We start from the raw sequence: 12,946 nt of genomic DNA on the forward strand, positions 1-12,946 counted from the left end.
AACGACTTTTTTTCGTTTCGCGAACATTTTTTTCGCTGCGGTCAAAAGTTGTTGTTCAGTCGCGGGAAGTGGAAGATATCCAGACGCCCTCTCCCTGTCAACGCCTTTTTGTAAAATTTTCCTCACTTCGTTGTCACATCCGCCCAAAAGCTACGAATGGCGCTGGCTGGCGCGGATCAGGCCATACCCCGGCGACCGCGCCAGACCCGCAACAGCACCACCAACAGCACGCCGCCGAGAACGCACGCATATCCCCACTCGCCGCCGGTAGCCCACGGCAAAGGCCGCGCGGAAGGCAGCAAGGCCAGCAGAATGGTCAGCATGCAGCCCAAAGCGGCAGCCGTGGCGTACCAGGTTTCCTCCACGGCGCGGGCGGTGTCGCCCAGGGCCACGTCACGGATCAGGCCGGGCGTCAGACCCGCCAACAGCCCCAGAACCAGCGCGCCCGCCGCCCCCAGGCGCATGCCGCACAGGGTTCCCAGGCAGGCCGCCAGCCCCAGGCTCAGGCTGTCCAGCCAGAAAAACAGGCGTTCGCCGAAACGCCCCAGCCCGCCCGACACGGCCCCGGCCAAAGCCCCGGCCAGAACCACGCCCGGCAGGTGGCGCATGACCAGCGCCACCCCGTCCGGGCCGTTGAGCAGGCATTCCCGCAGCAGCGCGCCGGACAGACCGCAAAGACAGCCCAGCACGGCCGCGCCCGTGATGTGGCCGCCGTAGAGACGCCCCCGGCAGGAAGCGGCGGCGGCCAGCAAAAAGCCGGCCGCCATGTCGAAAGATCCAAACCAGAAGGAAAAACCGGGCATACCTATTTGGCGAAGCCCACGGCCCGCCGCTCGCGGATGACCGTGACCCGGATCTGGCCGGGATAGGTCAGATTTTTCTCGATCTTTTCCGCGATATCCTTGCAGAGGATATAGGTGGTGTCGTCGTCCACGTTTTCGGAATTGACCATGACCCGGATTTCGCGCCCGGCCTGGATGGCGTACGCCTTGGTCACGCCGTCGAAGCTGGTGGCGATGCCCTCCAGATCTTCCAGGCGTTTGACGTAGTTCTCCAGCAATTCCTTGCGCGCGCCGGGCCGCGCCCCGGAGATGGAGTCCGCGGCCTGCACCAACACAGCCAAGGCCGTTGAAGGTCGCTGATCCTCGTGGTGGGCGGCAATGGCGTGAATAATTTCCTGGCTTTCGTTGTACTTCTTGGCCAGATCCGCGCCGATCAGGGCGTGCGGCCCCTCCACCTCGTGGTCCACGGCCTTGCCGATGTCGTGCAGCAGACCGGCGCGCTTGGCTTTCTTGACGTCCATGCCCAACTCGGCGGCCATCATGCCGCAGAGCGCGGAAACCTCCAGCGAATGTTGAAGCACGTTCTGGGTGAAGGAGGTGCGGTAGCGCAACTGCCCGAGCAGGCGGACGATTTCCGGATGGATGCCGTGCACCCCGGCGTCGAAGGTGGCCTGCTCGCCCACTTCGCGCACCTGGGTATCCAGCTCCTGTTCGCATTTCTGGACAATGTCCTCAATGCGGGCCGGGTGGATGCGGCCGTCCTGGATCAGACGCTCCAGGGCCATCCTGGCCACCTGCCGCCGCAAGGGACTGTACGCGGAAAGGATAACAGTCTCCGGCGTGTCGTCGATAATCAGGTCCACGCCCGTGGCAGCCTCCAGGGCGCGGATGTTGCGGCCCTCGCGGCCGATGATCCGGCCCTTCATGTCCTCGCTGGGCAGGGGCACGGCCGTGACCGTCTGCTCGTTCACATAGTCTCCGGCATAGCGCTGGATGACGTTGCAGAGGATTTCCTTGGCCTTGCGGTCGGCGGTTTCGCGGGCTTCCATTTCGATCTGGCGGATCATCCGCGCCGACTCGTGGCGGGTTTTCGCCTCAATTTCCGAGAAAAGGCGCTCTTTGGCTTCCTCGGCGGTAAAGCCCGCGATCTGGGCCAGACGCTGTTCCTGCTCCTCAATGCGGGTCTGCAAAAATTCTTCGGATTCGGCCAGCTGGCGTTCCTTGCGGGCCAGATCCTTTTCCGTGCTCAGGAGTTCATGCTCCTTCTCGGTGGCCTTTTCCAGTTTATCCTCAAGGCGGCTGCCCATCTCGTCCAGCTTGCGTTCCCGGAGCTTGACCTCGCGTTCCCGTTCCTTGAATTCGTTTTCCAATTCACGTTTCTGATTGAACAAATCATCCTGGCCCTGGAGCAAAATCTCCTTTTTCTGGGCCTGCGCCTCTTTGCGCGCCTCCTCCACAATGCGCTTCGCCAGCTCATCGGCGTCGCCGATGCGCTTGGTGGTCACCCAACGGTGCACCAGAGCGCCGGCCGATACCCCCACCAGCACGGCTGCCGCAAGCGCGAGAATGAACAGAAAATCCATGAAACCAGCCTCTCTTTATGAATACGGGCGTAGCGCCCGGCAGACACCGGCAGCCGCGACAAAACGCGACCGCCGCAGCGGATTGCCCGGAGAGCGTGAACCCTGTGGCTGGCTGCCGGAAATACCGGCACGAAGGATACATTGCGCGAAGAGGCCGCCCAGAACCGGCGTCCGGCAAGAGAATTCCGTAAAAAACACTGGCGTAATCCCCAGAGCGCCGTGTCATGTCTGCGGTGCAGAACCTGGTTGCCCAGGTCGGGCGCCCGTGTGCTTTTTTCAGGCTTCCCGCACGAGTCGGGCATGCACACAAAAAGCAGAGACAGCACCCATTGTTACTACTTGTCAGGTTAGCACCGAGACATAAATCACGCACACCCCAGGGAAATCGTCAAAAGAGCCTACACGGACTCCTCTATTTTAGAAAGCAGGGAAGTGATGCGATTCTGCACATCATCCAGCTTTATCTTCGACTGCAATAAATCATCCGCCAGACCAAGGGCCAGAAAGGTCAGCAAAATATCCTTGCTTTGCCCTCCGTGGGACCTCAGTTTCTGGTCTGCAAACCGTTCTTCCATCAACCGCACGGCGCGTTGCACCCGCTCCATGTCGGCACCGGGTTTGAATGATATCTCAAGCCCGAGAACAGTAAGGTTGATGTTTTCCTGATTCACAAAAACCTACTCAACACTGTCGTGCTCTTGAATGCGGCGCAGCAGGGCGTCAATGCGCTTGAGCGCTTCAACGCGCAAATGTTCCTCCTGTGTCAGAGCATCGCGCAGCTTGCGGTTTTCCTCTTCCAGAACGGCCTTTTCCGCCACAACGGCGGAGGACTCGGCACGGAGGCGGACATTTTCCGCTTCAAGGCGGTCCAGTTTGTCCAAAAGTTCCGTAACACGGGATTCAAGCTGTTCCAGAAGTTCCATGACTTTTAGATAGCACCGGCCCCCGGCCTTGGCAAGAATGGAAGTCTTGCGCGGACAAAAAAAGCCGTCCCTTCGCGGCGTCGCGGACGGCCCCGGAGACGGCCTGGAAAGCCGTTTTCGTCGAAGATAAGGAACGAAAGCCGCACGGAAACCGGCCGCAGCGATAGCGGCAATAGTGCGGAAATATTACGAAATAGCGGCATGCGGCACGAGTGAATTTTTAATACTCTTTCCGTCCGCGCCACGGTTGTTTTTTCCGGCAGCGCGTCGGCAGTGTTACAGCACAACGTCATCCCCCTATCCCCTTCGGGGAAAATTCTTCTGACGCCCACGGGCTGCGCCAGCCGTTGGCCTGCAAGGCATTTACGGAAGCGACCAGGGGCGGCTCGCAGAGCCGTTCCCGTAGGGTGAGGCACGAACCCGTACGGGAATCGACAGCAGAGATGGCGACAGCTAGCCCGCAGTGTTATAGCACAACGTCATCCCCCTATCCCCTTCGGGGGAAATTCTTCTGACGCCCACGGGCTATGCCCATCTCATCGGCGGGCACGTCCTTGGTGATGACCGAGCCCGCGCCCACCAGGGCGTTGTCGCCCACGCTGACCGGCGCCACCAGGGCCGTGTTGCTGCCGATAAAGGCTTTTTCCCCGATGCTGGTCTGATATTTGTGCTTGCCGTCGTAATTGCAGGTGATGGTCCCCGCGCCGATGTTCGCGCCCGCGCCGATCCGGGCGTCGCCCAGGTAGCTCAGGTGGTTGGCCTTGGCCCCCTTGCCCAGGCAGGCCTTTTTCAGCTCCACGAAATTGCCCACGTGGGATTCGGCCTCCAGCTCCGCGCCGGGGCGCAAACGCGCAAAGGGTCCCACCAGCGCGCCCTCGCCCACCCGCGCGCCTTCAAGGTGCGAGAAAGAACGAATTTCCGCGCCCTCACGGATCAGGCAGTCACGCACCACGCAATGCGAGGCCACGGAAGCGCCGCGCCGGATTTCCGTGCGCCCGCAGATTTCACAGGGGCCGGTCAGTTCCGCGCCGGGCTCAATCCGGGCCAGCGGGCTCACGCGGATCAGGTCCGGCGCGTGCAGAATCACGCCCGAGGCCAGAAGCTGTTCCGCCGTGCGGGCGCGCAGCAGCTCTTCCATGCGGGAAAGCTCCAGCGGGGAGTTGACGCCCAGCAGGCTGTCGTCCCGCCCGCACTCCACGCCGCGCACGGTATAGTTTTCCGCCACGGCCAGACCGATAAGATCGGTGATGTAATACTCGCCGCTCTTGTTGTCGTTGCCCAGACGCGGCAGCAGGCTTTCCACGGCGGCCAGGCTGAGCTGGTACATGCCCGCGTTGACTTCGCCGCTTTCCGGGCCGTGGCGGGCCGGATCATAATCCTTGGCCTCCACAATGCCGAGCACCCGCCCCTGCTTGCGCACCACCCGGCCGTAAGCGCCGGGATTGTCCAGCACAATGGTGGCGAAAGCCAGTTCCGCGCCGTCGGCTTCGGCCAGGAAGTCACGCACCAGCGTTTCGGAAAGCAGGGGCGCGTCGCCGTTGACCACGAGCAGATGGGTGCAGCCCGCCTCGGAAAGCGCCGGCAGGGCCCGCATCAGGGCGTGCCCCGTGCCAAGCTGTTCGGTCTGGAAGACCAGGCGCGCGTCCGGAAAGGCCGCTTCCACCATTTCTGCCCGATGGCCCACCACCATCCAGACGTCTTCATCAAAAACCGGCCGCAGGGCCGCGCGCACATAGGCCAGCATGGGCTCGCCCAGCAGGGTCTGCAGAACTTTGGGGCGGTTTGAATGCATGCGGGTGCCCTTGCCCGCCGCCAGAATAAGAGCCGCGTTTTTCGGCATAGAATTTCTCCTTGAGCATTTCACGGCGATGCGTTGCAGACAACGCATCGCGGAGCATCTGACACATGTTATGCGCCAGGCGCTCCAGCGCCGCCCTGCCGGCGACAAAACGGAATAACGCAGGCCGAGCAATAGCCCCTTAACCGGCTTTGGGCAAGACGGCGCCGCCGCCCGGCGGCAAAAAAACACACCGGCGGCACAAGCGTCACACAGAGGCCTCGGGAGGGTTCTCAGCCGATCTGCTCAGAAAAATCCGCGGGTTTTGCGCTGATGGCGCGCTCCTCCAGACGGGCCAGACGCTCGCGCAGGTCGGCGTTCCGGCTCCAAAGCTGACGGTTTTCGTCCCAAGCCCGGCCGAGTCGCTCCAGCAGTCCGTCCCGCTGCGCCTCCACTTCAGAGAGCTTCACCTCCAGTTTCCGGCAGCGCGCGCAGTCAGCGCCTCCGGCAACACCAGCCGGAACCGCTGACGCGTCCGAAGCGTCGCGCGCGGCCTGGACGCCGGGGCGCATGGGCCCCCTGCCCGTCAGCAACCAGCGAGGTTCTATATCATAACGCTCACATACGGCTATAATAAAAGCCGATCCGGGCATCTGAGCATTCCGCTCATATGCGCCCACCGCCGCCTTGCTCACGCCGAGCCGTTTGCTGAATTCATCCTGGGAAGCAGTGCCTCGGACGAGTTTCAGCCTTTCTCCGATGGTCATAGGCTTCCAGCAGTTTCGTCCGCGAACCGAAACGGCACCCCGGTCCAACACAGGGACCACGAGATGTGCCGCCTTTTAGAGCCAGATAGATATTTTTATATTGACCATGGCTATTATAAAAGCTAAAGTCGATTCGCAGGCGGTTAAAGGTTCGGATTGCAGCACGCCAAACCTTAACCGCCCCTCCGGGGGAAAGCAATCTTGTCCCCCCTTCGCGGACGGACATTCTTTGTCCGTCCGCGCTGCTCAATGCGTCCGGCCACGGACCATGCGCTTGCGGAGTGCGGCAACCATTTCCGCCGGGAAGTGAGGCTCAAAAACAGTCCCGTACCCCTACAGACAGCGCCGGGAGCAGAGCGCATGGCAATTTCCAGTGACACGGTGAAACATCTTTCCCGGGAACAGCGCAAGTTCTTTCTGATTTTCGCCCTCTTCTTCCTGGGAATCCTGATCGGCATCAGCGTCATCTACCTGAAAATATCCGACATCCTGCAGGAACAGGCGGAACGCCGCAGCTATTTGCTGGCGCAAACCGCCTCGGCCAAAGACATCATCATGCGCAAATGGGTCGCCGGTCTGGGCGGCATCTACGCGCCGGTGACGGACGCAACGCCTCCCAATCCCTGGCTTCCCGAAAAAGGCCGTGATTTCACCCTGCCCGGCGGCATGCGAATCACCAAGATGAACCCGGCCTATGTGACGCGCCTGGTGCATGAGCTCTGGCGCGCGCACAGCGAGATCCGCAGCCGCATCGTCAGCGTCAAGCCCGTGAATCCGGGCAACATGGCCCTGCCCTGGGAAGCCGCGGCCCTTGAGGACATTGAGCGGCGCAACGGCAAGGAATACGCCGTCCTGAACAGGGATCCGGAACGGGGTGAAGTGCTGCGCTATCTGGCCGCACTCAGAGTGGAGCAAAGCTGTCTGACCTGTCACACTACCGAGGGCTACAAGGTGGGCAACATTATCGGCGGCATCAGCTCGGAAGTGTGCACCAGCCGCATGAGCGCCGGCGACGCCGCCATCAGGCAAACCCTGTTGGCGGGGTTTTTTGCGGCGGGGCTGGTCGTGCTGCTGCTTTTTCTCTGGGGAGGCTACACGCTTCTTCAGAGTATCGCCAAGCGCAACAGGGCCGAGGATGAGCTGCGCGCCTTTGCCGCCACTCTGGAAAACAAGGTCGAACAGAGAACGAGCGAGCTGCGTGAGGCGGAACAGCACGCTCTGGCCGCCAAGGAGCAGGCCGAGGAAGCCTCCAGGGCCAAGAGCGACTTTCTGGCGCGCATGAGCCACGAGATCCGCACGCCCATGAACGCCATTCTGGGGCTGACCTACCTCTGCCAGCAAAACGCGGATGAGAGCAGGCAGTTGTATTATCTGCGCAAAATTCTTTCAGCCGGGCGCGGACTTCTGGGCATCATCAACGACATTCTGGACGTCTCCAAGATCGAAGCCGGGAAAATGACGCTGCAGAATGAAGACTTCGCCTTGCAGGAACTGGTGGACAACCTCGGCGACCTGTGCGGGGCCTTGACGGTCAACAAGAATATCGAAGTTCTTTTTCACGTGGACCCCACGGCGTTCGTCATCTTGCACGGCGACCTGCTGCGACTGACGCAGGTGCTCACCAACCTTCTGGGCAATGCCGTCAAGTTTACGGAAAAAGGGCAGGTGGTGTTGCGCATCGAAGAGCTGGGCCGCACAGCGGACGCCATCACCCTGCGCATGTCCGTGAGCGACACGGGCATCGGACTCACGGAGGAAGAACTGGCGGGCCTGTTCAGTCCCTTTGAGCAGGCCGACGGCTCCATCACCCGCAAATACGGAGGCACGGGGCTGGGCCTGGTCATCTGCCAGCGCTTTGTGAGGATGATGGGCGGAGAATTTGAAGTGCACAGCACGCCAGGCAAAGGCAGCGCTTTCGCCTTCAGCCTGACGTTCCCCTGCCGGGCGGTCCCGCAGGAGTGGGACGATCCGGCCCCGGCGGCCGGGGAACGGCTGCTGGTGGCGGATGACTGCGAAACGGCGCGGAGCATCACCCAGGAGACCCTGATCCGTTTCGGCTTCCGCGTGGATGCGGCCGCCTCGGGGCAGGAGGCGCTGGACCGTCTTGTGCGGGCCTCACAGGCCGGTACGCCGTATTCCCTGGTTTTGCTGGGCTGGAGAATGCCGGGTATGAACGGCGTGGAAGTGGCCGAAAGCATCCATAATCTGCCGCTGGAGCCCCCCCCGCGCCTCTTGCTGCTGACCGCGCGCGGGCTGGAGGCCTGCCGGGAAAAGAACGAGCCGCCGCGTTTTGCGGCTTTTCTGGCCAAACCGGTGACCCCCATGACGCTCTGGAACGCTGTCCTCAAGGCTCTGGGCAAAAAAGCCGCCCCGCAGCGCCTTGCGGAAATGGACCCGGCCGTGGAGCAGGCCCTGGCCCTGCGGCGCGGCGCCCGCGCCCTCCTGGTGGAAGACAATGAAATCAATCAGGAAGTGGCAAGCAGCCTGATGGAACGCATGGGCATGGACGTGACCCTGGCCGAGAACGGCCTCAATGCCGTCAACGCCTGCCGGACGAAAGCCTTTGACATTATTTTCATGGATATCCAGATGCCGGTCATGGACGGCCTTGAGGCCACGCGACGCCTGCGCGCACAGGAATCCGAAGCGGGCGCGCGGGCAACGCCCATTATCGCCATGACCGCGTACGCCATGCGGGAAGACCGGGAGAAAAGCCGGGAGGCGGGCATGAACGACCATATCGCCAAGCCCATAGATCCCGATGTGCTGGCCCGGACGCTGATCAAATGGCTGAAGCCGCGCGAACAAACCGGAGGGAATGACGCCGGGATCTGAGACAGGAGCACCCTCCACGTAAAAGCGGCTTTTCCCCGGACGGACCTGTGGGAAAAGCCGCTTTTTATCAACGCCGTGTCCAGCCGGGCCGCAGTGTTCGCCGCCGCCCCGGCAATCCACATTTATTCGCTTATGAAAGCCAGCTTGCCGTCCTTCACCTCCACACGCACATGCTGGCCGTCGCGTATCCGGCCGCTGACCAGTTCGCGGGCCAGGGGCGTCTCCACGGCCTGTTGCAGGTAGCGCTTGAGCGGACGCGCGCCGTAGACCGGGTCGTAGGCCGCTTCGGCCACAAAGTCGCGGGCTTCGTCGCTCATGCTCAGCCTGATCTTGCGTTCTTCCAGCCGCGCGCGCAGACGCTTGAGCTGAAGTTCCACAATGCGGCCGATCTGGTCCCGCCTGAGCGGCAGGAAGACCACGGTTTCGTCCACGCGGTTGAGGAATTCCGGCCGGAAGTGGGCGCGCAATTCCTCCATGACCTGTTCCCGCGCCCCTTCCTTGAGCGCGCCGTCCGGCGCGATGCCGTCCAGCAGGTGCATGGAGCCGATGTTGGAGGTCATGATCACGATGCAGTTGCGGAAGTCCACGGTGCGGCCCTGACTATCCGTGAGCCGTCCGTCGTCCAGCAGTTGCAGCAGGGTGTTGAAGACGTCCGGGTGGGCCTTTTCGATTTCGTCGAAGAGGATCACGGAATAGGGCTTGCGACGCACGGCCTCGGTGAGCTGGCCGCCCTCGTCATACCCCACGTAGCCCGGAGGCGCGCCGATGAGCCGCGACACCGAATGCTTTTCCATGTATTCGCTCATGTCCAGACGGACCATATTGTCTTCCGTGTCGAAGAGCGCCTCGGCCAGAGCTTTGGAAAGCTCGGTCTTGCCCACGCCCGTGGGCCCCAGGAAGATAAAGGAACCTGTGGGCCGCGAGGGGTCGGACAGACCGGCGCGGGCGCGCAGCACGGCGTCGGCCACGGCGGTGACCGCCTCGTCCTGCCCTACCACCCGCTCATGCAGCTGATCGGACAGGCGCAGCAGTTTTTCGCGCTCGGACTCCAGCAGCCGGGTCACCGGAATGCCGGTCCACTTGGCCACGATTTCGGCCACATCGTCGGGGCGCACCTCCTCGCGCAGCAGACGCGGGGCGTCGCCGTCCCGGCTTTCGCCTGAAGTGTCGGCCAGCTTTTTCTCCAGTTCCAGCAGCTTGGAATACTTGAGCTCGGCGGCCCGGTTCAGATCATAGGCCCGCTCGGCCTGTTCGATGGCCAGCTTGGTCTGCTCGATCTGCTCCTTGATTTCGCGCACATTGTCGATGGAGCCCTTTTCGTTCTCCCACTGCTTACGCATGGCCGCCTGCTGGTTGCGCAGTTCGGCCAGTTCGTTTTCCAGGCGCTCCAGGCGTTCGCGCGAGGCTTCGTCCGTCTCGCGGCGCAGGGCTTCGCGCTCGATCTCCAGCTGCATGACCTTGCGGTTGACCTCGTCCAGGTCGGCCGGCAGGGAGTCAATCTCCGTGCGGATCATGGCCGCGGCCTCGTCGATGAGGTCAATGGCCTTATCCGGCAGCTGGCGGTCCGTGATGTAGCGGTGCGAAAGCACCACAGCCTCCACAATGGCCGAGTCGCTGATGCGCACGCCGTGGTGCACCTCGAAACGCTCCTTCAGGCCGCGCAGGATGGAGATGGCGTCCTCCACCGTGGGTTCTTCCACCATGACGGGCTGAAAGCGCCGCTCCAGGGCCGGGTCTTTTTCAATATACTTGCGGTACTCGTCCAGCGTGGTGGCGCCGATGCAGTGCAGTTCGCCGCGCGCCAGCATGGGTTTGAGCAGATTGCCCGCGTCCATGGAGCCCTCGGTCTTGCCCGCGCCCACAATGGTGTGCAACTCGTCGATGAAGAGGATGATCCGGCCTTCGCTTTTCTCCACTTCATTGAGCACGGCCTTGAGCCGCTCCTCGAACTCGCCGCGGTACTTGGCGCCCGCGATGAGCGCGCCCATGTCCAGGGCGAAGAGTTTGCGGCCCTTGAGGCCCTCGGGCACGTCGCCCTTGACGATGCGGAAGGCCAGGCCTTCCACGATGGCGGTCTTGCCCACGCCCGCTTCGCCGATGAGCACCGGATTGTTCTTGGTGCGCCGGGACAGGATGCGGATCACCCGGCGGATTTCCGCGTCGCGGCCGATAACCGGGTCCATCTTGCCCTGGCGCGCCGCGTCCACCAGGTCGCGCGCGTACTTGCTCAGGGCCTCAAACGTATCCTCGGGGTTGGCGCTGGTCACGCGCGCGCCGCCGCGCAGCTCTTCCATGGCTTTGACGAAGCCCGCGCGGGTGATCTTGTATTCCTTGAACGCCTGGCCCAGAGGCGAGGAAGGCTCCACGTCGGTCAGCGCGGCAAAAAGATGGTCCACGCTGACGTATTCGTCCTTCATCCGCCGGGCTTCATTCTGGGCTTCGCCCAGAACCTTGGCCAGACGCGGGGTGATCATGATCTTGGTGGGGTCCATGCCGCCGCCGGAAACCGAAGGCCGCTTGCGCAGCGAGGTTTCCAGAGCCACGGCCAAGGCCCTGGGCTGGATGCCCATATGTTCCAGAATACGGGGTACAATGCCGTTTTCCTGCTGTACCAGGGCCAGGGCCAGATGCTCGGCATCCGTCTCCTGATGGCCCATGCCCGCGGCGACGGTCTGGGCCTCGGTCACGGCCTCGCGGGCTTTTTCCGTAAATTTGTTGATGTCCATATGCTCTCCACACAATGCCGGGGGCAGCCCCGGCGTATATTTTCAACCGGCGGAACCGTTAATCTTCAAATCCCTGCAAACTGCGCACAGTGCGCTCCAGGACGTCGATACGCTCCAGCAGGTCCACGATGATGGCGCCGCCCACCACGGGCAGCTCAAAGTCGCAGCAGATGCGTTCCAGCTTGCGGACCCTGTAAATGTCGGCATCGCGGAACATCAGGACCTGCGTGGCGCTGGTCCGGCTTTCGATCCAGCCCAGCGCGACCAATTCCTGCAGGCGCTCCGGCGCGACGCCGGTAATCTCCACAAATTCCTCCCAGGCCATGACCGTTGACGGCGCGGGCAGGGAGGGCGATTTTTTGGTCATACTCATACTTCACCTCCACCTGGTCAGACGCGGGCTTTGAAGGACGAGACGTCCGCCAGCTTCCGCCAGAGCTCGCTCTCTTCCGCGCTCAACTGGGCGGGTACTTTGATCATCACCCGCGCCAGCAGATCGCCGCGATTGGCTCCGCTGCCCAGGCCCTTGCCGCGCAAGCGGAATTTACGGCCCGAACTGGAACCGGCCGGGATGCTCAACTCCACCTGCCCTTCAAGGGTGGGCACAGCCACCTTGGCGCCCAGCGCCGCTTCCCACGGGGCCAGGGCCACGTCGCAGTGCAGGTTTTCGCCCTCCACCTTGAACAGGGGATGCGGCAGATAGCGCACCCGCAGGAACAGGTCGCCCGGCGTGCCGCCCGGCGCGGGGTCGCCCTGCCCGGCCAGCCGCAATTTGGCCCCTTCGCGGATGCCCGCGGGCACGTTGACCTCCAGGGTCTTGGGGCCCTGCGGCATCTGCAGGGTCACGGTGCGGCGGCCGCCGCGCGAAGCTTCTTCCAGACTCAGGGGCAGCTCGGCCTCCACATCGCGGCCGCGCCGGGGCCGGGAGGAAAAACCGCCGAAGGGGTCGGGGCCGAACTGCGCCCCGCGCCCGCCGCCCGCGCCGCCTTGTGCCGCGCCGCCGAACAGGGTCTCGAAAAAGTCCGAAAAGCCGGAACCGTCAAAGCTTTTGCCGTTGAACGTGAAATGCACGTTCTCGAATCCGGGCTCGCCCTGGAATTGCTGGCCATGCTGCCAGTCAGGACCGAGCTGGTCGTACAGTTTGCGCTTTTCCGGGTCCTTGAGGACTTCGTAGGCTTCGTTGATTTCCTTGAATTTCTCTTCAGCCTGCTTGTCGCCCGGATTAAGGTCCGGATGGTACTTGCGGGCCAGTTTTTTGTAGGCCTTGGAAATTTCCTCGGCCTTGGCTCCGCGTTCCACACCCAGAAGTTTGTAATAATCCTTATATGATACTGCCATGTTTTGCTCTCCCCCGTACGGGTGTGGCCGCATATTCCGCATCGGGACAATGCTTCGACGCGGGAATGTGCGGCGGCGGGCAACGCCCGCCTGCTCTCGGGAACCAATGGTTCCAGGCGCCCGCCCCACGGGGCATGACGCTCTATCATGCAAGAATAAGGCCGTTACGAGCTGCGTCAATATGCGAATATAAGAAAAACGGCGGGCTTACCCAC

General features: G+C 62.7%; 10 protein-coding genes, 1 other RNA gene and 1 pseudogene. 1 reads left to right on the forward strand and 11 read right to left on the reverse strand.

Going from position 1 to position 12,946, the window contains the following annotated elements:
* Positions 1-176: 176 nt before the first annotated feature.
* From FYJ44_RS13840 to FYJ44_RS14805, 8 genes and pseudogenes are all read right to left on the reverse strand, one after another.
* On the reverse strand, positions 177-767 hold the full coding sequence (locus tag FYJ44_RS13840; RefSeq protein WP_195841036.1) for a TRIC cation channel family protein: 591 nt from the start codon (positions 765-767) through the stop codon (positions 177-179).
* 38 nt (positions 768-805) lie between these two features.
* On the reverse strand, positions 806-2,365 hold the full coding sequence (gene rny, locus FYJ44_RS13845; RefSeq protein ID WP_154513153.1) for a ribonuclease Y: 1,560 nt from the start codon (positions 2,363-2,365) through the stop codon (positions 806-808).
* Positions 2,366-2,567: 202 nt separating this feature from the next.
* A non-coding RNA gene (ssrS, locus tag FYJ44_RS13850) (6S RNA) lies at positions 2,568-2,751 on the reverse strand.
* Between the two features lie 12 nt (positions 2,752-2,763).
* Complete coding sequence (gene zapA, locus FYJ44_RS13855; RefSeq protein ID WP_288230772.1) at positions 2,764-3,036, reverse strand: cell division protein ZapA; 273 nt, start codon at positions 3,034-3,036, stop codon at positions 2,764-2,766.
* Positions 3,037-3,042: 6 nt separating this feature from the next.
* Positions 3,043-3,288, reverse strand: coding sequence for a cell division protein ZapB (gene zapB / locus FYJ44_RS13860; protein ID WP_154513155.1), 246 nt, complete (start codon positions 3,286-3,288; stop codon positions 3,043-3,045).
* Positions 3,289-3,775: 487 nt separating this feature from the next.
* Entirely contained in the window at positions 3,776-5,128 is a 1,353-nt protein-coding gene (gene glmU, locus FYJ44_RS13865; protein WP_154513157.1) for a bifunctional UDP-N-acetylglucosamine diphosphorylase/glucosamine-1-phosphate N-acetyltransferase GlmU, read from the reverse strand.
* A 230-nt stretch (positions 5,129-5,358) separates the two neighbouring features.
* Positions 5,359-5,637 (reverse strand): hypothetical protein, encoded by a 279-nt coding sequence (locus FYJ44_RS14800; protein WP_229772730.1) that lies wholly within the window; start codon positions 5,635-5,637, stop codon positions 5,359-5,361.
* Positions 5,638-5,643: 6 nt separating this feature from the next.
* Positions 5,644-5,832, reverse strand: a pseudogene (locus FYJ44_RS14805) (helix-turn-helix domain-containing protein); the annotation flags it as partial.
* 360 nt (positions 5,833-6,192) lie between these two features.
* Between FYJ44_RS14805 and FYJ44_RS13875 the strand changes: the two are divergent.
* A complete protein-coding gene (locus FYJ44_RS13875; protein ID WP_154513161.1) occupies positions 6,193-8,667 on the forward strand; it encodes a response regulator in 2,475 nt (824 codons plus the stop codon).
* 122 nt (positions 8,668-8,789) lie between these two features.
* Here FYJ44_RS13875 and clpB read toward each other — a convergent pair whose 3' ends face one another.
* The 3 genes from clpB to FYJ44_RS13890 are packed head-to-tail and all read right to left on the reverse strand — an operon-like array spanning position 8,790 to position 12,731.
* Complete coding sequence (gene clpB, locus FYJ44_RS13880) at positions 8,790-11,393, reverse strand: ATP-dependent chaperone ClpB (protein ID WP_154513163.1); 2,604 nt, start codon at positions 11,391-11,393, stop codon at positions 8,790-8,792.
* A 58-nt stretch (positions 11,394-11,451) separates the two neighbouring features.
* Entirely contained in the window at positions 11,452-11,766 is a 315-nt protein-coding gene (locus FYJ44_RS13885) for a chaperone modulator CbpM (protein ID WP_154513165.1), read from the reverse strand.
* A gap of 17 nt (positions 11,767-11,783) precedes the next feature.
* Entirely contained in the window at positions 11,784-12,731 is a 948-nt protein-coding gene (locus FYJ44_RS13890) for a DnaJ C-terminal domain-containing protein (RefSeq protein ID WP_154513167.1), read from the reverse strand.
* Positions 12,732-12,946: the final 215 nt, after the last annotated feature.

It is taken from the genome of Desulfovibrio porci (assembly GCF_009696265.1).
Classification (GTDB): Bacteria; Desulfobacterota; Desulfovibrionia; order Desulfovibrionales; family Desulfovibrionaceae; genus Desulfovibrio; species Desulfovibrio porci.

What these genes read in the sequence shown, in the direction of transcription:
- glmU (WP_154513157.1), bottom strand. Translation starts at nt 5,128, where the DNA reads ATGCCGAAAAACGCGGCTCTTATTCTGGCGGCGGGCAAGGGCACCCGC.
- FYJ44_RS13885 (WP_154513165.1), bottom strand. Translation starts at nt 11,766, where the DNA reads ATGAGTATGACCAAAAAATCGCCCTCCCTGCCCGCGCCGTCAACGGTC.
- rny (WP_154513153.1), bottom strand. Translation starts at nt 2,365, where the DNA reads ATGGATTTTCTGTTCATTCTCGCGCTTGCGGCAGCCGTGCTGGTGGGG.
- FYJ44_RS13890 (WP_154513167.1), bottom strand. Translation starts at nt 12,731, where the DNA reads ATGGCAGTATCATATAAGGATTATTACAAACTTCTGGGTGTGGAACGC.
- zapB (WP_154513155.1), bottom strand. Translation starts at nt 3,288, where the DNA reads ATGGAACTTCTGGAACAGCTTGAATCCCGTGTTACGGAACTTTTGGAC.
- FYJ44_RS13875 (WP_154513161.1), top strand. Translation starts at nt 6,193, where the DNA reads ATGGCAATTTCCAGTGACACGGTGAAACATCTTTCCCGGGAACAGCGC.
- FYJ44_RS14800 (WP_229772730.1), bottom strand. Translation starts at nt 5,637, where the DNA reads ATGCGCCCCGGCGTCCAGGCCGCGCGCGACGCTTCGGACGCGTCAGCG.
- clpB (WP_154513163.1), bottom strand. Translation starts at nt 11,393, where the DNA reads ATGGACATCAACAAATTTACGGAAAAAGCCCGCGAGGCCGTGACCGAG.
- FYJ44_RS13840 (WP_195841036.1), bottom strand. Translation starts at nt 767, where the DNA reads ATGGCGGCCGGCTTTTTGCTGGCCGCCGCCGCTTCCTGCCGGGGGCGT.